At 53.3% G+C, this 26350-nt stretch carries 14 protein-coding genes; 1 reads left to right on the top strand and 13 read right to left on the bottom strand.

Annotation, left to right across the window (positions count from 1 at the left end; translation table 11 throughout):
• Positions 1-22: 22 nt before the first annotated feature.
• The 13 genes from Q1K76_RS09690 to Q1K76_RS09630 all read right to left on the bottom strand — a co-directional run bounded on the left by Q1K76_RS09690 (position 23) and on the right by Q1K76_RS09630 (position 24303).
• Positions 23-1501, bottom strand: a complete 1479-nt coding sequence (locus tag Q1K76_RS09690; protein WP_300132917.1) for a TolC family protein — start codon at positions 1499-1501, stop codon at positions 23-25.
• 64 nt (positions 1502-1565) lie between these two features.
• Positions 1566-2183: a TetR/AcrR family transcriptional regulator gene (locus tag Q1K76_RS09685; RefSeq protein WP_300132914.1), complete on the bottom strand. Its 618-nt coding sequence runs from the start codon at positions 2181-2183 to the stop codon at positions 1566-1568.
• Between the two features lie 277 nt (positions 2184-2460).
• Positions 2461-3246, bottom strand: coding sequence for an acyl-ACP--UDP-N-acetylglucosamine O-acyltransferase (gene lpxA / locus Q1K76_RS09680; RefSeq protein ID WP_087407632.1), 786 nt, complete (start codon positions 3244-3246; stop codon positions 2461-2463).
• 20 nt (positions 3247-3266) lie between these two features.
• Positions 3267-4676 (bottom strand): efflux transporter outer membrane subunit, encoded by a 1410-nt coding sequence (locus tag Q1K76_RS09675; RefSeq protein ID WP_300132911.1) that lies wholly within the window; start codon positions 4674-4676, stop codon positions 3267-3269.
• A gap of 29 nt (positions 4677-4705) precedes the next feature.
• Positions 4706-7885 (bottom strand): efflux RND transporter permease subunit, encoded by a 3180-nt coding sequence (locus Q1K76_RS09670; RefSeq protein ID WP_300132908.1) that lies wholly within the window; start codon positions 7883-7885, stop codon positions 4706-4708.
• 30 nt (positions 7886-7915) lie between these two features.
• Positions 7916-8977 carry an efflux RND transporter periplasmic adaptor subunit gene (locus Q1K76_RS09665; RefSeq protein WP_241147784.1) on the bottom strand — a complete coding sequence of 354 codons (1062 nt, stop codon included), beginning with the start codon at positions 8975-8977 and terminating at the stop codon, positions 7916-7918.
• A gap of 772 nt (positions 8978-9749) precedes the next feature.
• On the bottom strand, positions 9750-11909 hold the full coding sequence (locus tag Q1K76_RS09660) for a glycoside hydrolase family 97 protein (protein WP_300132905.1): 2160 nt from the start codon (positions 11907-11909) through the stop codon (positions 9750-9752).
• A 29-nt stretch (positions 11910-11938) separates the two neighbouring features.
• Complete coding sequence (locus Q1K76_RS09655) at positions 11939-15004, bottom strand: TIM-barrel domain-containing protein (protein ID WP_300132902.1); 3066 nt, start codon at positions 15002-15004, stop codon at positions 11939-11941.
• Between the two features lie 117 nt (positions 15005-15121).
• On the bottom strand, positions 15122-16897 hold the full coding sequence (locus tag Q1K76_RS09650) for a glycoside hydrolase family 66 protein (protein WP_300132900.1): 1776 nt from the start codon (positions 16895-16897) through the stop codon (positions 15122-15124).
• Between the two features lie 12 nt (positions 16898-16909).
• A complete protein-coding gene (locus tag Q1K76_RS09645; protein WP_300132897.1) occupies positions 16910-18346 on the bottom strand; it encodes a SusF/SusE family outer membrane protein in 1437 nt (478 codons plus the stop codon).
• Positions 18347-18365: 19 nt separating this feature from the next.
• Complete coding sequence (locus tag Q1K76_RS09640; RefSeq protein ID WP_087407639.1) at positions 18366-19862, bottom strand: RagB/SusD family nutrient uptake outer membrane protein; 1497 nt, start codon at positions 19860-19862, stop codon at positions 18366-18368.
• Between the two features lie 13 nt (positions 19863-19875).
• Positions 19876-22869 (bottom strand): TonB-dependent receptor, encoded by a 2994-nt coding sequence (locus Q1K76_RS09635; protein ID WP_300132895.1) that lies wholly within the window; start codon positions 22867-22869, stop codon positions 19876-19878.
• Between the two features lie 75 nt (positions 22870-22944).
• On the bottom strand, positions 22945-24303 hold the full coding sequence (locus Q1K76_RS09630; RefSeq protein ID WP_300132893.1) for a SusF/SusE family outer membrane protein: 1359 nt from the start codon (positions 24301-24303) through the stop codon (positions 22945-22947).
• Positions 24304-24621: 318 nt separating this feature from the next.
• Here Q1K76_RS09630 and Q1K76_RS09625 point away from each other — a divergent pair, with 318 nt between their 5' ends.
• Positions 24622-26259, top strand: a complete 1638-nt coding sequence (locus Q1K76_RS09625) for a DUF6377 domain-containing protein (RefSeq protein WP_087407642.1) — start codon at positions 24622-24624, stop codon at positions 26257-26259.
• Positions 26260-26350: the final 91 nt, after the last annotated feature.

The following is a 26350-nucleotide window of genomic DNA, read 5'->3' as shown; positions in this document are numbered from 1 at the left end:
TATATTATTCGATGTCGTGTATTTACTTGGTGCTCTTCTGGTCGGGTTGCCGGTATTGCTCCAGGTCGGCATTGCCCAGGAGCAGCTGCAGGTCGGACTTGGCAGCCAGAAAATCGTAGATGGCCTGATTGTACGAGAGGCGTGAATTGGTGAGGGCCAGGTCGGCGTCGTTAAGTTCGATGAAGGTAGCCGACCCGATTTCGAAACTCTTCTGCATGATGGCGTATGCCTTCTCGGCCTGACGGACCCCCTCCTTGTTCGAGGCTATCTGCTTGACCGACTTCTGGATATTATCCATCGACATCTGCACCTGCATCGAGAGGGTGTTCAACAGGTTGTCGCGCTGCAAGCCCAGTTGCAGGACGTTCGACTTGGCCTGCTTGATGCGGAAGTGGCGTGCCCCACCCTGGAAGATGGGCAGCGAAAGCGAAAGCCCTATCGACGAATAGGGGCTCCAGCGGAAGTCGCTGAACATGCCGCCGTCGCTCATCGAAATCCAGTTGTAGTTGGCCGTGGCCGAGAGCGTGGGGAACCACGCCATGCGCTGCACGTCGACCGCTTTCTTGAGGTAGGCGGTCTGGAGGTCCAACTGGCGCAGGTCGGTATTCTGCTCAAGCGAGGTGTCGATGTTCATCGTCTCCTCATACATCGAGGCTTCATAATCTTCGAGCCGGTCGGTGGGGGTAATCTCCAGAGCCATGTCGACACCCATCAGCACCTTCAGCTGCAGCTTGCTCAGCTTCACGCTGTTCTCGGTTTGCAGCAGGGTGGGCTCGAGGTTGCGCACCTGCACATCGGCCCGCAACACGTCGTACTCCGACGCCGTTCCCTGCTCGAACTTGTGCTTGTAGTCCTGGGCATTGAGCACGGCATTGTCGTAGCTCATCTTGATAACCTCGTAGGAGTTCTGGGCCAACAGCAGATTGTAATAGGCCTTCTCGACCTGATTGACCATGCTGAGCCGCGACGAACGGGCCGACTCGACAGCCTGCTCGATGTCGGCACTCGACAGCTGCACGCTCTTCCACAACTGCGGGGCAATGATGGGCAGCGAAGCACTGAGGCCCACCGAGTAGGTGTTGTCGGTACCCACCTTCATGCCGGTCTCGCCCGACGAAGAGGAACCGCCACCCAACTGGGGCACCTGAAACTCGGGGTGCAACTGCCCGATGGTGTTGTAGATGGGAGCGAACATGGCACTCATGTCGAAGGCCTCGGCATCCATATACATGGTCTGCTTCTCGATGGTGCGGCTATACGAGGCCGAACCGTCTATGCGGGGGAAGAGGCCGGCGATGGTCTCTTTCTTGGAGTAGTCTTTCTTCTCGATTTCCATATCGGCGACCTTGATGGTAGGGTTTTCGCTAAGGGCGATGCCGATGGCGGTCTTCAAATCGAGGGCCAGCGACCGGGCAGGCTGGGTTTGAGCCGGCAGCAGGGCCGGCCAAAGCGACAGGGCCAACAGGGCGGCAACTCGGGAGACGAGCTTGTTTCTGTCCATAGTTCTTTCGGTTATTAAAGGTTTCTTTTTTTTATGCTATTTATATCTATACTGCTCTACAAGATTATTTGTTTTCGCGACCGGCAAAAAATTCGTCGGTATAGCGCACCCCTTCGGGCGTGGCGATACCCCGGATAAAACTCTTGAATATGGTCTCGAAAATTTCGGTAAAGGTGTATTTCGACTTGAATACCTGATCGGCATTTTTCAGTAACTCGAATTGCAGAGAGAGCAACGTAGCCACAATCTCGAGGTTGCAGTCGCTGCGTATCATCCCCTCGCCTATCCCCTCGCGCAACAGGTCGACGATGGCCCGTTTGTGAATCTCCTTCTCCCGCTCGTAACGGTCGTAGACCTTGGGATAATAGCGCTCCATGTCGATGAAGTAGGCCGGGCTGGCATTGCGCATGAAACAGAGTATATCTTCGTGCACCTTCAGCAACAGTTCGATGACATTCTGCCGTTGGGCATAGTAGGTTTTCAGCCGCACGTTGCGGTCGTCCTCGGCCTTCTCGAGACAGGCCAGCAACAGCTCGTTCTTCTCCTTGAAATTCTCGTACAGCGTGCGCTTCGACATGCCCAGCCTTGCGGCAATCATATCCATCGTGACGGCTTTGATTCCATAGTGCAAAAACATGGGAGTGGCTTGCTCGATTATGCGCAGTTGCAGCTCGTTCATCATAAGTTCTCTACTGAAAATCGGAGCAAATGTATAGAAAACTTTGAAAACTCCGAAAGTTTTCTGCGGCATATTATCCCCGTTCTCTGTTAATAATCATAAACAGCATGCGACATTCCCCCGCCCTCGCTCAAACCCAACCTTGCCCCAGGGCACGCCTCGATTCGGGCGACGAGGAAGCTGCGACCGGTCACGAAATCGGGAAGAGCGGCCGGCTTTAAAACAAGCACGGCCCGATTCTTACGAACCGGACCGACACTTGTTCATTACGGCTATTCCCTTACTTGCCCTCGCCGATGGTGGCAATGATGCCCATCTTGGACTCGGCAAAGAATTTGAGGATATAATCGATTTCGGGACTGGGAGCCACAACCTCCTTGATACGCAGAATCGCATTCTCGAGGCTGGTGCCCGACGAGTATACCTGACGGTAGGCCAGCGCGATATTCTCGATGGTCTCTTCGCTGAAGCCTTGACGCCGCAGGATAAAGGCATTGATACCCTTGTACATGATGGGGTTGTGTGCCGCCAGGATATAGGGAGGTATATCCTTGCTCGTGCGGCAACCGCTCTTGACGAGGGTCCAGCTACCCACACGACACTTCTCCTTTACAATCACACGGCCGGCCAGAATGGCTTTGCTGTGGATGTGGCATTCGCCCGAGAGGTCGCAATCGATGCCCAGGATACAGTCGTCGTCGACCCGGCAATCGTGACCGATGCGGGTACCCTTCATCATACAGATGTGGTTGCCGATGACGGTCTCGCCCGCGGGATGAGTAGCGCGGTTGATGATGACATACTCGCGAATGGTATTGTCGTTGCCGACAGTCAGTCGAGTGGGTTCACCCTTGTAGTGGAAGTCTTGCGGCTCGGCACCGAGGATAGCCCCTTGAAAGACCCGGTTGTTTTTTCCCATGACCGTTCCCGCCAATATACTGGCGTATGGATATATCACACAGTTGTCACCGATGACAACATCTTTGTCGATATAGGCAAAGGGATGTATGGTTACGTTGTTTCCAATCACCGCTTTGGGATCGACGTATGCTAACGGACTAATCATAGTATCTAAGTTTTACGTTTTTACTTTGTATTTTCCTCGATCTCACGGCCACCGCCCAGAGCATGATAGAGATTGATGACGGCTACCATGCACTGATACGAATCGGATACTTGCGACAACTGGGCGTTGAGCAACGACTGTTGGGCCGTCAATACCTCGAGGTAGGTCGAGGTGCCCAAGGTCATCAACGACATGGTAGACTCGACTGCCTTCTCGAGCGAGGCTACCTGCAAGTCGCGGTTGACCAGCGTCTCTTTGGTCGTCTGTATCTGATAGAGGGCGTTGCTCACCTCTTCGCCGGCATTGAGGATGGCCTGCTGGAAGTTGATGGCGGCAATCTGCTGTTGAGCCTTGGCGGCTTTGAGGTTGGCTATGTTGCTGCCCCGGTTGAAAATGGGCTGAACCAGCGAAGCGGCAGCCGAGAGCAACAGTTTGCCCGGATTGACAATGGCGCTACCGGCCGAGTTGGTCCAACCGGCCGAACCCGAAATCACGATGTTGGGATAGAAGGCCGAGCGGGCAATGTTGGTCGAATAGTAGGCTGCAGCCAGCGAAAGTTCGGCCGAACGCACGTCGGGACGGTTGGCGAGCAACTGTACGGGTACGCCCACCTGATACATCTCGGGGAGCTTCTGGTCCTGGAATTTGCCGCGCTTAATCGATTGCGGAGCCTGATACAACAGGGTCGAAAGGCTGTTTTCGGTCTCGCGGATTTGCTGGCGCAACGTAGGGATGGAGGCAGCAATCATGTAGTTGTTGGCCTCGCTCTGGGCTACGGCAGCCTCGTTGGTCATACCGCCTACCTTCATGGCCCGGATGGTCTCGACGCTCTTCTGCCAGGTCTTGGCGGTCTCTTCGGTAATAGCGAGTTGCTCGTCGAGCATCAACAACGTATAGTATCCGTTGGCAATGGTGGCGATGATTTGCGTGCGCACGGCCTGTTTGTAAGCCTCGGTCTGCATCAGCATGGCCTTGGCATTGCGCTTGGAGTTGAGCAGGCGGCCGAAGATGTCAATCTCCCAACTGGCCGAGACGGGGGCATTGTAGGTCCAGGTACCCTTGCTGCTGTCGAAGCTGCTCACGCCGCCTTGCGGAGTGAGGCTAAGCGACGGCAGGAATGCCAGTTGAGCGGCGGTGAAGCTGGCCTGAGCAGCCTCGACCTGAAGCATGGCCGACTGCAAGTCGCTGTTCTTCTCCAACCCCGTGCGAATGAGGTCTTGCAGGATGGGGTCGGTGAAGACCTCTTCCCACGGCAGGTCGCCGAAGCTGGCCGTATCGGCTGCAAGGGTGTCGGTATCGGAGACCGTATCCCGGAACAAACCCTCGACCATTACATCGTCGGGCCGATGGTATTTATTGTATATGTGGCAACTGTTGAAGGTGGTCGCCATAGTCAAACCACATACCGTATATAAAAGGATTCGTTTCATATATTCTCTGTTTTATATCGCGTTCTATTTTATTTGGAATACTGCTCAATCTCCGAGCGTACCTCCGAGTTGTCCAAATCATCCCATTTGAGCGGTTTGATCTTCTCTTGAATAATCTCGAATACCACAAACAAAGCGGGCACGATGAATATCTGGCAAATCATACCGATGAGCATACCGCCCACAGCACCGGCACCCAGGGTACCGTTACCGTTGGCACCTACACCCGTGGCAAACATCATAGGCAACAGACCGATGACCATGGCCAACGACGTCATCAGGATAGGCCGCAAACGGGCGGCGGCTCCGTCGATGGCGGCATTGATGATAGGCATACCGGTACGACGGCGGTCGAGGGCGAACTCGACGATAAGAATCGCATTCTTGGCCAACAGACCGATAAGCATGATCAAGGCAATCTGCAGGTAGATGTTGTTCTCGACTCCCATGATGAGGGCGAAGATGAAGCTACCGGCCAGACCGAACGGTATCGAAAGGATTACCGACAGAGGCAGCACGTAGCTCTCGTACTGGGCACTCAACAACAGGTAAACGAATACCAGACAGAGCACGAAGATGATGGCCGTGGTACCGCTGCTCGAGCTTTGTTCCTCACGGGTCATACCCGAGAACTCGTAGCCGTAACCTACGGGCAGGGTCTCGGCGGCTACCTCCTCGAGGGCCTTGATGGCCTCACCCGAGCTGTAACCGTCGGCGGGGTTACCGTTGATCTTGATCGAGGTAAACATGTTGAAACGGTTGATGTTATCGGGACCATAGACCTTGCGCAGGGTAATGAAGTTGGTAATGGGCGCCATCTCGGAACCGTTGCGAATCTTGATGTTGTTGAGGCTCTCGGGGCTTACACGGGCACTGGGCTCGGCTTGAATCATCACCCGGTAGAGTTTACCGAACCGGTTGAAGTTCGACGAATACATACCTCCGATGTAACCCTGCATGGCCGTGAGCACATCGCTCGGGCTGATGCCGGCCTGTTTACACTTGGCCACGTCGACATCGACCATGTATTGCGGGAACGAGGGGTTGAACGTAGTCGAGGCCATGGCAATCTCGGGTCGTTTCATCAACTCGGCCAGGAAGTCCTGGGTCACCTCGTAGAAGCGGTCGAGCGAACCACCGGTCTTATCCTGCAAGTTCAACTCGAAACCGTTACTGATACTATAACCCGGAATCATAGGCGGTGCGAAGCAGAGCACACGGGCATCTTTTATCTCGGTAGCGAACTTCGAGTAGAGGGCACCGATTACCGAGTTGGCATCCATACCCTTGTCGGTACGCTCGCTCCAGTCTTTCAGTTTGACGATGAACGATCCGTAAGTATTACCCTGACCGCCGATGAAGCTGAAGCCCACAATCTGCGTACGGCCCTTCACGGCGGGGTGCAACCCGATGATACTGTCGACCTGCATGAGCACTTGCTCGGTACGCTCTTGCGAGGTACCCGGCTGCAAGTCGGCCGTAATCATGATGGTACCCGTATCTTCGTTGGGCACCAGACCCGTAGGTGTCACGTTCATCAGCACTACCAGAATAATGATAGCCACGATAACACCGGCAAAGGAGAATTTCTTATGATGTACAAAATGTTTTACACCGTTTTTATATTTACCCAGCAAGGTATCGTAAGCGGCATTGAAGGCCGTGTGGAAACGGTCGATAAAGGTCGACTTCTTATGACCCTCACCGCTCTTGTCGTGCGGTTTCAGCAAGATGGCACACAGGGCCGGGCTCAACGTCAAGGCGTTGATAGCCGAGAAACCGATGGCGAAGGCCATGGTAAGACCGAACTGACGGTAGAAGGTACCCGATGTACCGGTCATGAAACTAACGGGGATAAACACCGACATCATCACCAGCGTAATCGAGACGATGGCTCCCGAGAGCTCGCGCATGGCATCGATCGAAGCCTTACGCGGCGACTTGTATCCCTGGTCCAACTTGGCATGGACACCCTCGACGACCACGATCGCATCGTCGACCACAATCGCAATGGCCAATACCAAGGCGCAAAGGGTAAGCAGGTTGAGGCTGAAGCCCATCAGATACAGGGCGAAGAAGGTACCGATAAGCGATACCGGGATGGCGATGGCGGGAATCAACGTCGAACGGAAGTCTTGCAGGAAGATGTATACCACGAAGAACACCAGAATGAAGGCCTCGATAAGGGTCTTGATTACCTCGTGAATCGAAGCGAACAGGAAGTCGTTGGCATTCAGCGTAGTCTCTATTTCCATACCGGCCGGGAGGTCTTTGCGAATATCGTCGAGCAGGTCGGTAATATCGCCGATAATCTCGGTAGCATTCGAACCTGCCGTCTGGTAAATCATGGAGCTCACGGCGTTGTGGCCGTTCTGGAAGTTCTTAAACCCGTAGGTCAAACGGCCCAGCTCGATGTCGGCTACATCTTTCAGATAGAGAATCTGACCGTCGGCATCGGCCCGAATGACCATGTCGCCAAACTCCTCGGGGGTTTGCAGACGGCCCTTGTAGGTGAGCACATACTGGAACGACTGGTTACCCTGGTCACCGAACTGACCGGGGGCGGCCTCGATGTTCTGCTCGGCCAGCACGGCGGCTATATCGGTAGGCATCAATCCGTATTGTGCCATCACGTCGGGTTTGAGCCAGATACGCATCGAGTAGTCGGTAGCCATTACGTTGGCATCGCCCACACCCGGGATACGTTGTACCAGAGGGATTACGTTGATTTTGGCGTAGTTCTCGAGGAACTCGAGGCTATACCGGTCGTCGGGGCTGTAAAGCGAGAATACCATCAGCATACTGGTCTGTCGCTTCTGGGTAATCACACCCACCTGCGTTACCTCGGCCGGCAGCAGGTTCAAGGCTTTCGACACCCGGTTCTGCACATTCACGGCAGCCATATCGGGGTCGGTACCCTGTTTGAAATATACGGTGATGGAGGCCGAACCTGTGTTGGTGGCGGTCGACGTCATGTACATCATGTCTTCCACACCGTTGATCGACTCCTCCAAGGGAGCGATTACACTATTCAAGATAGTCTGGGCATTGGCACCCGTATAGGTTGTAGAGACCTGTATCGTAGGCGGTGCAATATCGGGGTATTGCGTGATGGGCAAAAATACAAGTCCGATAAGGCCCAGTATAACCATGAAGATGGATATCACGGTCGACAATACCGGGCGATTGATAAATCTGTCTAACTTCATAATTTCTTCCTATTTTGAAGTTGAGGGTTATTATTTGTTTTGTGCTTGAGCCTGAGCCTGACCTTGAGCCTGAGCTCCGGCTACCTGAATGGTCATACCGTCCTTGAGGGTATTGACACCTTCTACCACGATGCGGTCGCCAGCCTTGAGGCCCGAGAGCACCATGTAGTCTTTACCGTTGTCAATCGACGAGATGGTGATTTCGGTCGATTTTACCGTAGAGTCGTCGTTGACTACGTAAACAAACTTCTTGTCCTGAATCTCATAGGTAGCTTTCTGGGGCACCAGCAGGGCGCTGTCGCTCTTCATCGGAATCATAATCACACCCGCGCCGCCGCTACGCAGCAACTTGTGCGGGTTGGCAAAGGTGGCACGCATGTTCGACGAACCGGTCTGCGTGTCGATGATACCGCTGATGGTCTCGATTTCGCCCTTCAGGGGATAGATGCTGCCGTCGGAGAGCTTGAGCGATACGGCCGGAAGTTTCGACAAGAAATTGTCGGCACCGTATTGGGCGGCCAGTTCCAGAATCTGACGCTCGGTCATCGAGAAGTAGACATACATCTCGGCGTTATCCGACACGGTGGTGAGCGGCGTAGCCGACGAAGGCGATACCAGGCTACCTACCCGGAAGGGAATCTCGCCTACCACACCGTCGAGCGGGCTGGTCACGCGGGTATACGAGTCGTTGTTGCGGGCATTCACCAACTGAGCCTCGGCCTGAGCCAGTTGAGCCTTGGCCGACGCGTAGGAGTTCTCGGCCATCTGCAAATCGTACTCGCTGATGATGTCGCGGCGTTGCAACTCGCGCTTGTTTTCGGCCGTCAGTCGGGCAGTCTCGGCGTTGGCGCGAGCCACCTCGACATTGGTCTCGGCTACCTTCAAGGCAGCCTTGTAAGGCACCGTATCGATTACGAAGAGCACCTGGCCTTTACGCACGACCGAACCCTCGTCTACCCGCAGTTCGGTAATAAAGCCGCTTACATTCGGCCGTATCTCAATATCCCGTTTACCTTTGATTGCGGCAGGATAGTTACTATACCACTCCATTGAGTCGGGCTCCAATGTCATCACGGCATACTCACGAGCCATTCCACCTGTCTGAGCATTTTTCCCTCCACAGGAAAACAAAAAAATACAAAGCATCGCACCTGCGATGGGTTGAATAAAATTTTTGGTCAGTTTCATATTCATAAGTAACAAAATATTATTGTCGACGTTGGTACTCTGTTTAAACTTTATATTAACAAATGTTAATAAATATCCTATTCATAGACTCTCTCTGCTCCTATAAAATGACTTACTACCCCAATAAACAGGGACTTTTGCCAGCTTTTTCAAATGCCACAAATTTAGGAATAAAGTCTGTATAATAGCTGGAAATAATGAAAAAATAAAATAAAATAAAATTTATATATTTCGCCATACAATCTTTCTTATACCTATTTGACTGCAAAGATAAATTCTTCCTACTGTACGAACTGGTTCTTTATCACCGATATTTAGTTCTATTTTTCCGATTCGAATACTTTCCGGCCAAAAATCTGTCCATATCAACACGCTTTGTCAACCGGTCGAGGAATTTTCGACGAATATATCGGATTTTTGTACCATACTTTACTGGATACCAACCGATATGCAACGGCACAAAGGGAAATGAATCGGGCGACAACGGCTCATGCACCAATACAAAATCGGAAGAGAGCCTATTGCCTGCCAGCCTCCAAAAACAGAGGCGACCGCTCTACTCGCCCCGGTCCTGTCCCCCTGACCGGTCGTGCACACTTTCGCACACAACCCGTTCGCAAGAAGAGAGAACTTGGAAGAAGAGAACGGCCGCCCGCCAAAAGAGCGAGGTATCGCCTTAAATCTCCTTTATCGAAATGGCATATCCTCCACCGGGAGCGACATACTGTTTCAATTTCGATTTCGAAGTAACCTTGATTTTTCTGATTTCATACTTCTGAGGATTCGTCAGGTAGTGAGTCTCTTTCGTATCGCTGTAAACCGTTGCCTCGTATTTCTTTCCCTTATCCAGGAAATCGAAACTGATTTCGGAGACACGGGCGTTGTAACCGCCTACACTACCGACAAACCACTCGCCCGTCTTTTTAGCCTTGCGGGCTATGGTTATATATTCGGCCGGCTCGGCTTCGAGATAGACGCTCTTCTCCCACTCCATGGCTACATCCTTGATGAACTGAAAGGCATCGGCAAACCGCTCGTAGGTCTCGGGCAGATCGGCCGCCATCTGCAAGGGGCTGTACATGGTCACATACAGAGCCAGCTGATTGGCGATAGTCGTGTTGGCATGCGAGTGGTTGTTGGGGTTGTACTTGCTGATGTCCATTTCGAAGATACCGGGCGTGTAGTCCATGGGGCCACCAATGAGCCGGGTAAAGGGCAAAATGGCCACGTGGTAGGGCTTGCTGCCGCCGAAGGCCTGATACTCGGTACCCCGGGCCGACTCGTTGCCGATAAGGTTGGGATAGGTACGGCATATACCCGTGGGACGCACGGCCTCGTGAGCATTGACCATGATTTTGTACTGGGCCGCTTTTTCGACGGCATACTGGTAGTGGTTGACAATCCACTGGCTGTAGTGATTTTCACCGCGCGGAATGATATTGCCCACATAGCCGCTCTTCACGGCCGGATAACCGTTGTCGACCATAAACTGGTAAGCCTGGTCGAGATGGCGCTCGTAGTTGCGAATCGAGGCCGAGGTCTCGTGGTGCATGATCATCTTCACCCCTTTGCTCTTGGCATAGTCGCGTATCTCCTCGAGGTTAAAGTCGGGATAGGGTGTTACGAAATCGAACACATAATCTTTGGAGTTTCCGAACCAGTCTTCCCAGCCGATGTTCCACCCCTCGACCAGCACGGCGTCGAAGCCGTTTTCAGCCGCAAAGTCGATGTATCGCTTCACATTTTGGGTGTTGGCCGAGTGACGACCGTGGGGTTTGGCCTTGGCATAGTCGGTCACCCCCAGTTGTACCGAGGGGAAATCCCACGTATAGGACCAGTCGCCCATGCCGGTAATCATCTCCCACCACACGCCTACATACTTGCAGGGTTTAATCCACGAGGTATCCTCGATTTTGCAGGGGTCGTTCAGGTTGAGCGTGATGCGCGAGGCGAGGATGTCGCGGGCATCGTCGCTGACGATAACCGTGCGCCAGGGCGAGTGACAGGGTGTCTGCATGTAGCCCTTGTCGCCTTGCGAATCGGGGGTAAGCCACGAGGTGAAAATCATGTGCTCGTCGTCGAGATTGAGGTGCATGCAGGCATAATTGATAAGCGCAGCTTCGTGCAGGTTGATGTAGAGGCCATCGTCGGTCTTGAGCATGAGGGCCGTCTGCACGCCTGTGGGCGAGAAGCTGGTTTGCGAGAGGTTCTCGGTGATGGCACCGGCCTGCAGGCCGCGGATCTCGGAGAGGCGCGATACGGTGTAGTCATACTCCTGCGTATCGTAGTCGCCCGGAATCCAGTAGGCCGTGTGGTCGCCGGTCATGGCAAACTGGGTGCACTCTTCCTTGATGACAAAATAGTTCAGGTTCTTCTGTTGCGGAAATTCATAACGGAAGCCCAACCCGTCGTCGAACAGACGGAAACGCAGCACCATTTCGCGGTCGGTATTTTTCTGACGCAGAGTCACCGCCAACTCGTTGTAGTGGTTGCGTATCGAAGCCTCTTCACCCCATACGGGAGTCCAAGTTTCGTCGAATGTGGAACAGGCCGTATCGGCTATGCAAAACCCGGTCATCAGCGAATAGGGTGTACCCTCGTTCTTCTCGTCCAGGTCGTTGAAGTCGCGCCGCTGCGACTCGCCCTTGAGTTCGATACCCAGATGGCTGGGTGCAATTACCGTTTTTCCCTTATATTGCAATGTATACGTAGGACGACCTTTCTCTATCGAGAAATCCATCTGCAACAGTTTGTTGGGCGACAGCAAGGTCTGTGCCGAAACAGCCATGCTGCAAAGTACAGCCGCCACCCCTATTTTCAAAGCTTTTCGATTCATGATTTATATTTATCTGTATATTTTATTCATTAGTCTTTCAACAGTTTGCACACTGTCATTTGCCCTTCTTCCGAGATTCTCACCAGATAAGTACCCTTGTTCAGTTGGGCAATATCCAGAGTCGATACACTACCGTTCAATCTTTGTTGCATCACGCACTGACCGTTTATCGAAAAAATCTCTATTTCCCCTTCGTTTGAGGCCAGATGCACATTGATCAAATCTTTGGTCGGATTGGGATAGACATAACTCTGATCTGCAACCGGAGTCTGCACACCCGTGCTCTCCTTGCTTATGCTGTAAACCAGAGTCTGGTCGTTGAACCGTATCGTATAATCGCCGGTAGTCTCAATGGTAAATTTGAGGTTGGGCTTGCCGCCTGTGGTCTCGACGGCCGTTCCGGCCAAGCCTTCTACACCACCCCAGTCCTTGTCGCTCCAGTTGTTAGTGTTGGCAAATTTCAACTCCCACTCTCCGGCCGGGATATTCACGTCGGTTACCTCCCATTGGTTGTCGGCCACCAGTTCCATGTAACCGGCACCCAGAGTCCAGTTGTTGTAGGTACCGCCTACATAAATCTCCTTTTGTACCGAGTCGTATGTGCGAACGACAGCATACTGCAGGGTGTGAGGATTAAAGGTAATGTAATAGTTTCCGCTCGTCTCGATGGTAAACTTGATGTTCTTGCAACTCTCGTCGGGGCCCTTCACGGCAGTACCCGTCAGGCCGTTGTTCCCGTCGGGAGCACCCCAATCGGTATCGCTCCAGTTGTCGGTATTGGCAAACTTCATTTCATAGGTACCGGCCTCGAAATAGAGGCGGTCGCTCGTGAGTGTCCCGTCGTCTGAGGGGTCTTTGAGCATGAGGCGTTTGTCTTCGTCGCCATTGAACCAGTTGGTAAAGGAACCGGCAATAAAGTAGGTGCCGATCTTGCTCAAATCGAGCGACTCGGAAACATCGGCTACTTTCGGTACCCGAATCGTATTGCTGCTCGTCCAGTCGGAGTATTGAGTTTGCTCGCCACCGACAACAGCTACCCTGAAATAGCGGGCCGGACGTTCAAAACTGCCTTCGGTTTGGGTGATGCTTACCAACAGCGAATCGGCATTATACTCCGTACAGGAGAATTGCAACAGGGCATAGTCGCCGTTCCGGTATTCAAAGCCTTCGCCCTCGTCGTCGTACAAGGCACCTTCGGCCTGACCGTTGTCAAGCGGATTTACATACAGCGTAATGGAGTCGCACGTGTACTCGGCCGTGCTCTGAATGTCGTGACCCAGATAAGGCAGAATGGCACCCGAGCGAAGTGCTACGATGGCTTGATAACCGTCGTCCTCGGCTTCCAGTGTCAGCTCGTCCCAGTCGCCACCGGGCAAGGTGGGGTTGACAGCCCAGCGCGGAATCACGAGCAGGTCACCGCCCAACAGGAAGGCTTGTTGCTCTTCGCGCAAACTTTCGTCGGTCAAATCGGCAAAGAATACCGGGCGCATGACGGGCATGCCCGTTTGAGACGATTCGCGGAACAGCGTATAGAAATAGGGCAACAGATGGTAACGGCGGTTCACGGCGTTGCGGGCCACCTTCTCTATCTTGCTGCCAAAAGCCCAGGGCTCTTGAGCGTGTTCCGACGTGTGATTACGCGAGAAGGGGTAATAGGGAGCAAGCGCAAACCAGTGGCCCATCAGGTCGGCATTGCCGATGCGGCCGTATCCGCCAACGTCGGGGCCGCCGAAAGGTTGTCCCGAGAGGCCGAGGTTGAGCAGTACGGGAATCGTCAGCTTCAAGTGTTTCCACGTGTCGAGATTGTCGCCGGTCCACGTAGCGCAATAGCGTTGTGCACCCAGATGATTGGCACGGGAGAGGAGGAAGGGACGCTTGTCGGGGCGGCTCTGCATGAGGCCTTCGAAAGAGGCTTTCGTCATCAACGACCCGTACAGATTGTGATAGCGCATGTGAGGCCCGGCAGCCAAATCGCCGCCACCGCGATGCCAGTTGGTCGTGAGCATGGTCCACTCGGGGGTATTGAACACGCCCGGTTCGTTCATGTCGTTCCAGGCACCGTCCATATTGTTTTCCTTGTAGAACTCGCCATAGAGGCCGGCCCACCATTCGCGAGTCTCGGGCCGCGTGAAGTCGGGGAACTTGCACATGCCCGGCCACACTTCGCCCTCGTAGTCGGTCACCTTGTCTTCGGTTTTCACCCAGTGATCGCCCTCTTGTCCTTGCTGATAGACAATGTAGCTATCATCGATTTTCACACCCGGGTCGGTAATGTAACCGGCCTTGAAGTTACGACTGTGAAGCGAGTCGTTCATGGCCAGCGGATTGGGAACTCCGGCTGCCGAGAAGTAGTCGGAATCGTCGTAGGTGAAAAGACGTTTCCCATCCATATAGTCGATGTCGAACCAGATGACGTCGCACGGGTGATGGCGACGACGCATCTCGCTGGTAATCCACAGGACATCGGCCGGTTTGTACGAAGGGTTATAGCGCGACTGGTGGTACCCGATAGCCCACAGCGGCGGCAGGTTGATGGTACCCGTCAGTTCACCCAAGGCCTGCATCATCTCGGCCGGAGAGTTACGCTCGATAACGACCACCCGGAAAGAGGGACCTTCGCTGGTGATTTTCATCGGGTTCGTCAGGTTAATCTCCGAGCGCCAACTGTTATCGGCAATGATACCGAAGGTTTTGCCATCGGGACGTACCCCCATAATCCAGGGGTGCGACTGATAGAGCCCCTCTTTGTAATAGCCATAGTTGTCGTTGTTCCACAGAGGAATATCATAACCGTTACGGCGCAAATTGCCGTTTACAAGCCCCGTTCCGTACAGGTCGACATTGTCGCTGTAAGCAATCTCTACCAGGGTTTTCCCGTTATCGTCGGTTTTGAAAACCGGACGTATCTCCCAGTCGGACGGCACATCGCCCTGCCGGGTCAACTCTTTCTGTATGGCAAACGAGGCCAAAGTTTGTGTCGAATCGAAATCGGCCGGATAGAATACCGCCATTCGATTGCCACACAAAAATTCTTCTTGAGCATGCACGCCGATAGAGGCACACAGCATCAAAACAGACAGCAATTTGTACTTCATAAAAAACTATATTTCAAAATAAGCAATCTTGTAACTTCTTTTCTATTCGTCGCGGCAGAGCCGGCCGGGCCGAGGCAATCCCCTGCAGGACTCCTCCCCCAGCCCGCTTCCGAGATCTCAATATTCCACGACAATCATGTCCCAGTATTTCAGGGCCGGGAGGGTCGTGGTTATCTTGCCGCCGGCATATTCATACTCGAGCGGTATGGCCACACCGTCTTTCACATCGGGCGAAGCCACCCATACGGCTTTGGGATTCTGTTTGACGGCAAAGCTCACATTCACGGCTTCCAGCAAATCGGGCTCACCCTGGTTGGCATTGGTATCGCACCAATCGAGGTGTGTGGCATTGCGATAGCTCAACAGGTGTATCACATCGCGGTCGTCGAAGCGTTTGCCCACGGTGGCAATCTGGCCTCTCACGGGTCCCCACTGGTTGAATACAATATCGCCGGTCGTCGAGGTGACATCGATACCGTACCATTCGCCACCGTCGCGCAACAGGTTCTGGTAGGCGGTGAGGAAATCGTAGTAGTGGATAAGCGCAATCTTCAGCTCGCCCCGCATCGAGAGATTGTTGTTGGGGAAATACTCGTTGCAGAGCAGATGCTCGCCCAGTTGCAGAATAGAACCGCCCCAGGCAAAAGCGGCCGCACTACCCATGAGGATACCGGGCGTATTGAAATAGCTGCGTCCCTTGCGTCCGTGCTCGTAATTCATATAAGCGGCCAGAACCGTCTTCTTGCCATTGGACCACTTGTCGTTGTTGGTAATGATGTCGGAGAAGATGGTATATCCGCGGTCGTCGCTGTGGTCCCACACCTCGGTGTAGAGGAAGTCGACAGGAGCTTTCGAAATCTGGTTCTCCTGGCCATACTGGCCCACGGCATTCATCACGAGCGACTTGTCGGGATTGGCCTCTTTCATGCTCTCGATAAAGTGCTTGAAAGTCTGGTCGAGATAGACCCGGTTGCCATAATAGTCATAGGTTTCGCCCCGGTCGCCCAACTGGTCTATCTGGTAGCCGTCGAAATCGAACACGGCATATACGTCGCTGTTCTGCTTGGTGATGTAGTCGATCCAGGCTTCATTGCCCGAATTGACAATATAGATGCTGCTCTTGAAAGGCGATCCCAGCTCGTGGCAATCCTTACGCACATGGCTGGCATCCTTGAAGAGATACCACTCCTCCTGCACGCCATCTTCGACGGCATCGGCAAGGGCACCGTAAGCCAGGTTGTAGAACAACGACTTCATGCCATACTGATGCGATTTTTCGATATATCCCTCTACCGTCTTCTTGTAGCAGTCGCGGTTGATGATGTCGGTCCACACCTCCATCGGTGCCGACGGCGTACCGGCCAGGGGTTTGTGGTGCTTGTAGTGCCAGTCCTGGAATTGCACGTAGTTGATGTGATGGCGATTGAGGTCGGACATGACGTCGGATATATCCTGGTCGGTCATGTTGCCATAGGCCGAGAGGAAACCGTTGCGCGGGAACCGGTCGGGGGTCGACGATACATCGACGGCAATGCTGCCATAGACGGTCTCTACCCCGTCGGCATCCTTGCTGTACAGGTCGACCATATAGCCTTGATAGTCGGTGGCAGGCGGCTGCCAGGTCCAGTTGCAGCTACTCAGCGGAGCCTCCTCGAGGGTGGTACCCAAATGACGGTAACGGACCATCACGTTGGAAGCCCCTTGAATGAGCTTGTTGAGCGTGAAATTCACAGCCTCGCCCGGAGCATAGCAGGCTTTATCGGTATTGAGTTGTACCTCCATGTAACCATCGCCATAGGTGATGGGATCGTTCTCTATGTCAAAGCGGTTGCAGGCCGAAATCGACAGGAGAGCCGAAACGGAAAGGTAGGCTAAAAACAGCTTCTTAATCATATCTTTTGAACTTTATAATTTTACGAATGAGATGGTTTCATTTTCCACGTCGATAGTGATGCGGTAATTCCCGGCTTCGCTTATAATCCATTTGTTGTCGGGCTGGTTGCCGATGACGTAGGATCCGTTTTCCGAGATGGGACAGTTGGCCTGCGGAGCCAGTATGAAATCGCCGCCAAAGCTGTGGTCGATTTCGAGCGGGAACTTCAGTTCGCCCTCCGACAGATAGCCTTCATAGGTGAACACGTTGGGATTGGACGAGCTGTGCTGCATCTCGGTGATGTTGTCCCACGACCAACCGCCGGGGGCAGCCGAGCCCATGATCCATACATGCTCGTATCCTACGTAGTTGCCAATCTCCAGAGTATTGCCCCGCAAGTCGAGTGTCACGCTGTACTTGTTGGCAGCCGGTATGTTCCACTGCTTGCTGGCCGTGCCTATATCGTCGACGAGTTGGACAGTCGTCGTGCCCAGCCCGTTGTTGTCGAGAGGCTGATAACCGGCACAACCCGAGGTCGCGGTCGTGCTCGAGATGAGCATATTGCCGGCCGACAAGGCTCCGTTGTAGATAAAGATAAAGGAGTCGTCGCTCGACTGCTCGAGTTTGATGGCCGAGGGTGCAGCCTCGCCTACCAGATAAAGGGTCGAGAAGGGTACCTCGCCGTCGAGGTTGGTGAAGCTGACGGTAAGCAGGTCGAGATTCACATCGATCAAGTAATTGCCAGCCTGTTCGATTACCCACTTGTTGTCGGGATAGTCTTCCTCTTTCTCCCGGTAGTGCATCCTGGTGGGGTCGTCGTTGTCGCGCACGTAGCACGGATACCAGTCGCCCAGCTGGGCATTGAACTTGATTTCGCCCTTCTTGAGCATACCCTGCCAGGTGAAGTGTGCAATGTTGTCGTAGTCGCTCGACATGATGGTGGCCAACTGATTGTCCCAACCGTTGGGGGTAGCATCGCCGATGATATAGAGGTTGAGCACCCGCCATTTATAGGGAGCGATTCTTACCTCCTTCACAGGCGATACCTGCATGGGGACGGTGGGGTCTGCGACGGTAGCCGTTACCCGCATTTCAAAATCGGTGTATTGCTCGAGGGGAATGGTGGGGAAATAGTGGAGCAAGGTATCGGTAAGCTCCTTGTTGGTAAAGGAGATTACCCGCGAATCGGTCTTGCCGATGTTGTATTTGATACCATTTTCGAAATTATCGCCCTTCACATCCATCTCGAAAAAATACGAGATAGCTGCACCCGTACCTTGGTTGGTCCCGCTGGTCCAGGTAATTTGCAGAGCCTCCTGGGCATCGCTGCGCTGGTCGCAACGTACCGAATCGGCCGAGAGATTTATCATCAGGGGCGACTCGCCCTTGTCGAGCACAATCTCCTCCTCACACCCGACCAGACCGACCGAGGCGAGTAATGTCATACCTATTATAGTCTTTGCTTTCATTGTTTTTCAGTCTCTTTGATTAGTAACCCGGATTTTGCGTTAACATCGGATTGGCCTCGATCTCCTGCTGGGGAATCGGGAGCAACAGATGCTTGGAGCTGGCCGATGTCTTCCCTATCGAGTGGAGGAAGTTGAGGGCATAGTTGTCTTTGTAGCGAATCATGTCGAACCAACGGTGACCTTCGAAGGCGAGTTCGATGCGACGCTCGTGGATAATCTTCTCACGCATCTGGGCTTGAGTAAGCCCCTCGATGGTGCTTCGGTCGGTGAGGCCGGCACGTTTGCGTACCTCGTAGAGCGGATCTTCGGCCTGTACGGTGCGACCCAGTTCGTTCAGCGCCTCGGCCTTGAGCAGCAAGATGTCGGCATAACGGGTAACGACCCAGTCGGCATTGCTCGTGTTGTAGTCGGGCGATTGAGCTTTGGTAAGCAGGAATTTGCGCACGTTGTACCCCGTAGTCGAATAGGACGAGCTGTATTGTTTGCCGTCGAATGTGGGGCACCCCATGTAGAAGATGGTCTTGTCCTTACGCAAGTCGCCCTCTTCGTATTGGCTTACAAACTCGGCCGTAGGCTGGTTCCAGCCGTAGCAGCCGGCAGCCATGTCGGAGTTGCGGGGCCCCATGAAGGTGCTGGTCCACGAACATTGGTTCTCGTTGCTCCAGAAATCGTAGTTGGTCTTGCCATAATACTGCACCTCGAAGATAGACTCCACGCCGTTCTTTTTAGCGGGGTCAAAAATGTCGGAGTAGTCGCTGGCCAGCTCGTAACCCATCGAGCCTATCTCGTCGCACATGCGCACTACCTCTTCGTACTTGTCGTTACTGGGCTCGTAGGTCATGTATACCCGGATGAGTTCGGCCATGGCGGCTTCGCGGGTAGCACGGCCCAGATCGGTAGTGGAGTACTCCGATTTCTTGGGAAGCAGTGAGATGGCATTCTTGAGGTCCGATGTGATGAGTTCATAAATCTTGCTTACCGGGGCACGCTCTACCAACAGATTGGTCTCGGAGGTTTGAGGCGTGATTATGTAAGGTACACCGCCGAAAAGCCGTACCAGAATAAAGTAGTAGTGAGCTCTCAGGAAATAGGCTTCGCCCAGGCAACGGTTCTTGAGCGTCTGGTCCATATCCATACCGGGTACATTCTGCAACACGAAGTTGCACCGCAAGATACCGGGCGAAGGACCGCGCCACAAGTCGAGGGCGGCAAAGTTGTCGGCCGTAGCGATAAAGTTGGCCAGGTCGACCGTCTCGATACCGTCGGTACCTCCACCGGCACCCACGACACTGTTGCCGGCCATGATGTCGAGCGTCCAGATGCGCATGTTGTAGAGTTTGGCCCATTGCAGAGGCTGGTAGGCCGCATTGACAGCCGCCACGGCATCCTCGGCGGTTTGGAAACCCTCCGACGTATCGACCGAGTCCCAGGGCTCACGATCCAAGAAATCACTGCAAGCGCTCAACAGCATGGCGAGAGCGCCGAAAATCGATATGATATAAGTTGTTCGTTTCATCGGTGGTTATGGATTAAAAGGTTATGTTCAATCCGAACGTAAAATTACGGGTCACGGGATACACATTATTGTCGTTGCCCGAACCGCTCACCTCGGGATCGAGACCCGTATAGCGGGTAAGGGTAAAGAGGTTCTGTGCCGATACCGACAGGCGTACCTGCTGCATGGCGGCCTTCTTGGTCAGGCGACTGGGCAGGGTGTACCCCAGCGAAATGTTCTTCAAGCGCAGGTAGCTGCCATCCTCGAGGAATCGGTCGGATACCCGGTTGTTCTTATTGGGGTCGCCAAAGACGGCACGGGGCATGGTGTTGCTCGTGCCGGGTCCACGCCAGCGGTCGAGCACGGTCGTCATCTGGTTCTGAGCTACGCTCATGGCCTCGAGCGACGCGCGGTTGCCATTGTAAATCTTGTTGCCGGCTACGCCCTGGAAGAAGATTTCCAGGTCGAATCCCTTGTAGGAAAACTGGTTGTTCATGGCAAAAGTCCACGAAGGCGTAGGGCTGCCCAATACGGTACGGTCGTCGTCGTTGATGACACCGTCGTTGTTCAAGTCCTTGAAACGAATATCGCCCGGCTGTGTGCTCGACGTAGGATCGCTGCCCACCGTCTGTATGGCATGGTTGTCGACCTCTTCCTGCGTCTGGAAGATACCGTCGGTCACATAACCATAGAAGGCGCTGATGGGATAGCCCACCATGTGCACGTTGTTGTCGAAATACATGGGCACGTCGCTGTTCAGGCTGATCAGTTCGTTGTGGTTGTACGACACGTTGGCCGTAGTCGACCAGGTGAAGTCGCCTCCACGGAAGTTGAACGAAGTCAGGGCCAACTCGACACCGACGTTACGCATCAGGCCGGCATTGATTTGCGACACGTTCTCGTCGGAGTAACCCGAAGAGATGGGTACCGACATGGGCACCAGCATATCGTTGGTATTCTTGATATATCCGTCGAGGGTTACCAGCAACCGGCTGTCGAGCATCGAAGCATCGATACCTACGTTGTATTGCTCGACCTCTTCCCAGCGCACATTGGGATTGGGCATCACCCACGGGGCCAGACCCGACACCTGGTTGCCGTTGAAATTGTATTGCACGGTTTGCAGTACCGAGGCATAGGCGTAGTTGCCCACGCTGGCCTGGTTACCGGTAACACCGTATCCGGCACGTATCTTCAGGTCGCTCAACGCAAAACTCTTCTGGAACCACTCCTCTTCGCTCATTCGCCAGGCAAGCGACACCGAGGGGAATACACCCCAGCGGTTGGCCCGGCTGAAACGCGAGCTACCGTCGGCACGCATGGTGGCGGTAAACAGATAGCGATTGTCATAGGTGTAGTTGATACGGCCCATGAACGACAGGAGCGCCCAGTCGCTGCCGTTACCGGTGAGGGTGGGCTCCAGAATACCGTTGGCCAACTCTTGGGCCGAATCGCTGATGAAGCCTTGTATGCTACCGCTCATAAACTCGTAGGTGTTGGTCTGGGCCGACGAACCTATCATGGCGGTTACGGCATGCTTGTCGTTGAAGGTCTTGTTGAAGGTGAGCAGGTTGTCCCACAACCAGGTAAAGCTCTTGTTGTACTGGCGCGAAGCCTGCGACTCGGGTTGCTCGATAGGCTCCCAGTCGTACTTGGGAGTCCAGCTCTTGCTGTCCCAGAAGAGGGCCTGGATACCAAAGGTGCTCTTAAACGTGAGCCACTCCCACGGTTTTATCTCGGCATAGATATTACCCAGCAGGTTGTAGCCTTTGGTGGTCGAGGTATTCTCCATCATCTTACCGATGGGGTTGGCAATATCGCCCACATACATGGCCAGGCCCACGGGACCGGCCCAGGAGCCGTCTTCGTTTTTGATGGCCTGGGTAGGCAACGCCTTCATGGTGTTCTGGATGTTGTACTCGCCCTGCGACTTGATGTCGTGGTTGAGCGAAAGGTTGTGCCCCAACTTCAACCACTTGTAGAGTTCGACATCGGAGTTGAACTGAAGTGTAAACCGCTTGTAGTCGGTTGTCTTGATGATACCCTGCTGATCGTAGTAGGTACCCGATACGTAATAACGGCTCTTTTGCGTACCCCCCGAATAGTTGGCCGAATAGGTCTGCGTAGGAGCATACTGGAAAAGCTCGCCCATCCAGTCGGTACCCTTGCCCAGTTTGGTGGGGTCGTTGAAGAGAGCATACTGGGGTTGTCCGCCGGCACTCATCATCTCGTTGTGTAACGAGGCAAACTGCGTGGCGTTGAGCAACGGCAGGGTGCGTTGCAACTGATCGAACCCGTAGGTCACTTTCAAATTCAGGTTGTTGCGCTCCTGCGAGCCTCGCTTGGTGGTGATGATAATCACGCCATAGGCACCGCGCGAACCGTAGATGGCCGTAGCCGAGGCATCCTTAAGGATGTCGACGCTCTCCACGTCGTCCATGTTGATCATATTCAAAGGTACATCGGTAGGTACACCGTCGATAACCAAGAGGGGGTCGCTGTTGTTAATGGAACCGATGCCTCTGATTTTCATACTCACGTTGCTGCCCGGGGCCCCGCTCGAAACTACCTGCAAACCGGGGGCCCTACCCTGCAAGGCGGCTCCGAGGCTCGGCGACGGCTGACGGGCCAAATCTTTGGAGGAGACCTGCGAGATAGCTCCCGTCAAGTCGCTTTTCTTCTGGATACCATATCCAATGACTACAATCTCGTCGAGCATCTCGTTGTTCTCGTGCATGACAATCTGCATCGTGCTCTGTCCGTTCACATCGGCGTCTTGAGCCACATAGCCTACATAACTGAGATGCAATACGGGATTGGCCGAACTGAGATTGAGACTGAAATGTCCATCTATATCGGTCACGGTTCGGTTCGAAGTCCCTTTCTCCGATACATTGACACCGATAAGCGGCTCCTGGTTGACGTCGAGAACAGTGCCCTCGACCTTGCTCTGAGCCCATACGGCGAATGGTAACAGGCATAAGAGGATTACACAGCATGTGATCCTGCCCAAATGGTTGTTTTTCATCTATAATTTATCTTTAGGGGGAAAGTAAAAAAGAGAGGCTGCCACACTTGCAGAGCAGCCCCTCCATGAAATAATTTATCGAACTGCTATCTTATGAGTCATACGGCCTTTGGAGGTCTCGATAACCAGCACGTAAATACCTGAATTGAGGCCATCGAAGGGCAACAGCGAGGCGTCGACCGAAACGACTTCCCGGCCGCTGATGTCATACAGTGCCATGGATTGAGCCCGGTCGCAAACGATTCCATAAGACTCTTGTACCCAATCGATCGATTCAATCTCTTCGATTGCCGTCGAGGGACCTTCGTTTTTCTCGACATTGAGTTTCATCGATTTCAGATCGACAGTCAACGTATAGTTGCCGGCTTGAGCAGCCTCGACGTAGAACTTGAAGTCGTTGCCATCGCTCAACTTGGTGATTGTCGACTCACCCTCTTGGAACGGAGTGTTAGCAGCCTCGGCGCCATAGGCCGTATAGTCAAAGCTGTTGCCGTCGTAGAATTTCAATTCGCCCTCGGTCAAATCGCCCGTCCAGGAGTATACCCCTTCCTGGTCCTTGACTTCCAGAATGTGGTTGTCTTCGAATGTCCAGCCACCAACGGCATCACCGATGACCCACAACTTTTCGGGATAGGTTTCGGCGATAGTCAGTTTCATGGTATTTACATCGACCGTTACCTCGTACAAACCCTCGACCAGAACACCGAATTTCCAGTCCTCACTGCTGCTGGTGGTATATTTCAAGTCATATTCACCGGGAGCGGCAATCGTCTGCTCAGGCTGAGCCGACACGTACATGCGGTCGTTCCACTTCCGGGTCATCATAAACTTCAAGCCTTCGAAAGCCTCGCACTTGCTCAGTTGCAACGTGCCTTTATAGATGCCCGAATCGAAAGAGGTCTCGGGCAGCTCGATGGCACTCTCGATAGCCCAGTGCACATCCGTAGCATCGCCTATCGCATACACGGCCTCAAAGTGTGCGGCAGCCTGGTCGGGCAACTCGGTACCGTCGATTACCTCGACCAGCGGTTTTTCGCCGGTAAGGTCGACTCTGAATTTATAGCGCCCGGCAGCTGATACCTTGAACGACTTGTCGGGAGCCGTGTAGTCGCTACGATATTCCAACTCGTGAGAACCGGTTGTCAAATCCAGATAGGTTTCATTGGGATTATCGCCCACAACCGTAGAGGCCATGGCCGGGCCATAGCCGGGAGCAAAATCATACGTCGTTACAAAACGCATGCGGCCTTCGGTCAAATCGCCGGTGTATTCATACACACCATCTTCGACCGTTACCATACGAATCACATTATTACTATCCCATTGTGCCGGGGTGGCATCACCTATTACATATAACGAGGCGGGATAATTGCCGGCTGCTACCGTAGCCGAACATAAGGCTAAAGCCGAGAAAAGTAAGAATCTGCTTTTCATGCTATTTAATATTGGGTTAATAAATTTGTTTACACAGAGTACACGCCCTGTTTTCAATTTTCCACACAAAAATAGAAGGGTTATTTGGCCTTGTCAATTCGGTGTAGTAAAAAAGTAGATATTTAATGAAAATAAATATTTTATTATCAATATTTTATACAAAAATACAACATTCATAAAAGTAGCCATTATGATAGCATTTTTCACCCCTAAACAGCTCTGTTTACAATATTCTTTTTATCTTTGTTTCGTCGATTCCCATATCTGCCCATATCGAAGACAAGACAAGAAAAAACGATAAACTTTATTTTCTCATCCATGAACATATCACATCGACCTGCCCTCCTGTCGATAGGCATCCTGCTCACCCTGCTCCCTGCCTGTTTTCATACGCAAGCTGCAACCCCAAGCTGCGAACCGCCCCAACTCACCGTCGAAGCAACACTCGACTCGCTCGACCGACTCATCGGCTACCGCTACCGCTTCAGTCAAAAAAAAGAGCGAGAGATACAGACTCTCAAACAAAACCTGAGGAAACAACTCTCACCGGCCGAACGATTCCGGGCTCTCGGCTACCTGGTCGACGCCTATCGGGCATTCAGCATCGACTCTCAAACGGTATATGTAAAACGTCAGATTCATCTGGCCGACCAGGTGAAAAATCGAGACATGCAGGTACAAGCCCGACTCAATATGGTCGAGTGCCTCTACAACGCAGGCATGTACAAAGAAGCCGACGAACTGCTGAACCAGATAAAACGCAGCTCCCTGCCCCATTACATCATTCCCTATTACTACCATTTGAAACGGACTCTCTACGGACTACTGGCCGACTATGCACTGGAGCCGGAGATTCGCAACGACTACAACAAGCACCTGAACCTCTATCGCGACTCTATCTTGCAGTCCAACCCCTCCAACTCGTTTACCTACTATGTGGTCAAGGCCGACGAACTCACCGCACAACACAACTACGCCAGTGCATTGCAAATATTGCGCGAAGCTCTCTATCGAGGCCAACTCAACTCGCACGACCGGGGCATCATCTATTACGGCATGGCCGAAGTCTTTGCCCAGACCCAACAGAACGACAGCACAAAAATCTACTACGCCCTCTCGGCTCAATGCGACCTGAAAGCAGCCGTGCGGGAATATGTTTCGCTGCACCGGCTGGCCGAACTCCTGTTCAACGAGGGCGACATCGAGCGCGCCTACAACTACATCAAATGCTCGGTCGAGGATGCCCGGGCCTGCAACGCTCGGGTGCGCAGCCTCGAATTCATGCCCGTATTCACCATTATCGAAGAGGTATATCAGGCTCAGATACAGAAACAACGCGAACTCTCGATTACGTTTACCTACATCACCTGCGCCTTCTGCGTGATTCTGCTAATCACCTTCGTGATTCTGTTTTTCCAAAACCACAAGCTCAACAGTGTCAAGGAGAAACTCAACCAGACCAACAAACACTTGCAGACCGTGAACAACTCGCTCACCGAGAGCAATCACGTCAAGGAGGAGTACCTGAGCCGATACATGGACCAGTGTGCCGTATATATCGACAAGATGGACGAGTATCGACGTTCGCTCAACAAACTGGCCTCGATGGGTAAGATGGAAGAACTCTCTAAAAATTTGAAATCACAGAACAGTATCAACAACGAACGCAAAATGTTCTATGCCGAGTTTGACCAGTCGTTTCTGAAACTATACCCCGACTTTGTCGAGAAATTCAACGAGTTGCTGGTGCCCGAGGCTCGCATCACCCCCAAGCCCAATTCGCTCACCCCCGAGCTACGCATTTATGCGCTGGTTCGCCTGGGCACGACCGACAGCAACCAAATAGCCCGCTTCCTGTGCTACTCGGTTTCGACCATATACAACTATCGGGTAAAGATTCGCAACTCGGCCATCGGCTCTCGCGACGACTTCGAAGAGCGAGTCATGCACCTGTAACATCCACCACACCGAAGCGATAGCCGACCCGGGGGAGGGGTATCTGCCACCGCCTCAGGGGCGGCACTTCATACCCTCGACAACTGCCCCC

Source organism: uncultured Barnesiella sp. (assembly GCF_946496565.1).
Taxonomy (GTDB): domain Bacteria; phylum Bacteroidota; class Bacteroidia; order Bacteroidales; family Barnesiellaceae; genus Barnesiella; species Barnesiella merdigallinarum.
The sequence above is the reverse complement of the archived record's forward strand: the minus strand, read 5'-3'. Positions and strand labels throughout refer to the sequence as shown.